This is a genomic window from Brumimicrobium mesophilum, from assembly GCF_003025005.1.
Lineage (GTDB): Bacteria > Bacteroidota > Bacteroidia > Flavobacteriales_D > Crocinitomicaceae > Brumimicrobium > Brumimicrobium mesophilum.
On record NZ_PVSS01000036.1, the window covers coordinates 1 to 2,313 of the forward strand.

Consider the following 2,313-nt stretch of genomic DNA (forward strand, 5'->3'; position numbering starts at 1 on the left):
GACAATACGTAGCTTGGACGTTAGCGGTAACTGAATTAGAACTTAAATGATATACCTAATTATCTTATCAGTCATATTATTTTGGCCACTTTCCAAGTTCGCAGAAAAATTATTCTACAGAAAGAATGGAAGCAAGGGGAAGTCCATGGCGAAATGGGTGACTTTAATTTTTGTGGTAATTATTAATTATGGTTTTTATTTTACTTACAACCAGTATTATTCACCATTTATTAGATCAAAAAAGTTTGACTCCAAAGTGTGGGTTAATGATAAAACCTCCCGATATAAAATGACAAAGGATTTAATTGGAAATGACAAGCTCATTAATAAAACAAGAAAAAGTGTAATTGATAAACTAGGAAATGATTTTGAAATAGGTCCTTGTAAAAACTGTATTGGCTATTCTACATTCGATCCCGATCAAACTTCTTTGCTTGACCACGAGGTGCTAGTGATTTACTTTAAGAAGAATAACAAGGTTATAAACGTGAAAGAGGAATACTGGTAGATATATTGTAAACCTAATTCAAGCAACATGAAAAAAATATTAATTATACTTTTTACTGTTTTTTTTGAACATTCTTATAGTCAAGATTGTTTTGAGGCCGATTTCAGTATAACTAATATTCAGAAATGGGAAAACAAGTTGGAATACGTTGTCTTAGAAGAGAATGATTCTCTATTGAAAATTTGTTGGTGGCCAAGTGATTCTTTTAGATCTGATATTTATAAAGATAGAAAAACTGTTGACACAGAAATCATTAAAGCTTTGCCCTTGGAAAATAAACTTAAAAAATATAAGTTTCGTGGACATGTAATTACGAAGAATATGTTTATTGATGAAAGAAAAGTTGAGTTTTATACCTTATGCTATTAGACCAATATGAAAATACCGCTAACACAGCCTTTGCCGTCAGCCTGTAAAAACCTTCGATTTTTACATTCATGTATTTCAAAAAAATTGTATCTTCGATAAAACATTTAAAAACAGGCCGTCGCAAAGCCTAAACCGTTATATGCAAATTAAAAAAGACGACAATCTATGGGTTCAATTATATCTTTAGGAGNTCGCAAAGCCTAAACCGTTATATGCAAATTAAAAAAGACGACAATCTATGGGTTCAATTATATCTTTAGGAGTTGGAGAATTAGAACTTGACTGGGGGAAAAACTTTGGTTTTAGGGACTATTCAAAACTTTTTTTACCGTCAGACAAAAAAGATATTCCTTATTACTATGCTGACGATGAAGTTATTTTGAAACCAGGCTATTCAATTTCATTGGGACGTGTTAAAAGCAGACTTGAATTATTAGGTTACTCGTTGCAAGAATTAAAAAGTCATTTTCAAGAACACAATGACAATTATCCAGATTACTTAGAACAGCCCGAAATAAGTTTTGAAATGATGCTTGCTATCTTTTCAAAAATCAATATCAAAGACTATAAAAACAAAAAAGAATATGGCGATTATGATTTAGGAGAATATGTAATTGAGAATATTTTCCAAAATGAAACATTTAAAGATTTAAAAAACCATATTGACATTAAAGACAAAGATATTGGAGCATATTTTGAAAACCTTGACCCACTTTTTACACTTCGACTTCTCATTGAAAATCCGAATAACTTAGAAATGAATTTGGAGTGGAGAACCCAAGATGTCATTGATGGAGGTTGGACAAATGAAAAAGAAATTTTTGTAGGAGTTGAGGAAACCGACAAATTTCTAATTGTAACTGAAGGTAGTTCAGACACTTTTATTATAAAAAAATCTTTGGAATTGTTGAAACCTGATATTTTAGATTTCTTTACATTCGTTGATATGGAAGAAAACTATCCATTCACAGGTACAGGAAATTTGTATCGGTTCTGCCAAGGCTTGACAAGTATAAGAATTCAAAATAAAACACTTGTTTTGTTTGACAATGATCTAGAAGGTATGGACAAATTCAACAAAACAAATAAACTTAATTTGCCATATCAAATGAAAATTATGAAACTTCCAGAACTTGAAGAATTCACTAATTTTTTAACGGCTGGTCCAACAGGTGAAACCTATGAAGACATAAATGGTAAGGCAGTTGCAATTGAATGCTTTTTAGATTTAACAAAATCTAACCCCAAAATCAGGTGGACAAATTACAGCAAAGACTTTAACGCTTACCAAGGTTCACTTGAAAACAAGGATGACTATGTAAGGACATTCAAAAGCGTAAATAATACAAATGACAATTATGACTTTACTAAACTGACCATACTACTCGATGAAATATATAAAATCTGCATATAATCGAGTAGACGGCTGACAGTCG

The 2,313-nt window shown here is 31.1% G+C and carries 3 protein-coding genes; all 3 read left to right on the plus strand.

The window, feature by feature from the left end:
* Positions 1 to 46: 46 nt before the first annotated feature.
* Positions 47 to 508 (plus strand): hypothetical protein, encoded by a 462-nt coding sequence (locus tag C6368_RS16865; protein ID WP_107040391.1) that lies wholly within the window; start codon positions 47 to 49, stop codon positions 506 to 508.
* Positions 509 to 535: 27 nt separating this feature from the next.
* On the plus strand, positions 536 to 877 hold the full coding sequence (locus C6368_RS16870) for a hypothetical protein (protein WP_107040392.1): 342 nt from the start codon (positions 536 to 538) through the stop codon (positions 875 to 877).
* Between the two features lie 238 nt (positions 878 to 1,115).
* Positions 1,116 to 2,291 (plus strand): HEPN/Toprim-associated domain-containing protein, encoded by a 1,176-nt coding sequence (locus C6368_RS16875; RefSeq protein WP_107040393.1) that lies wholly within the window; start codon positions 1,116 to 1,118, stop codon positions 2,289 to 2,291.
* The last annotated feature ends 22 nt before the right edge of the window (positions 2,292 to 2,313 follow it).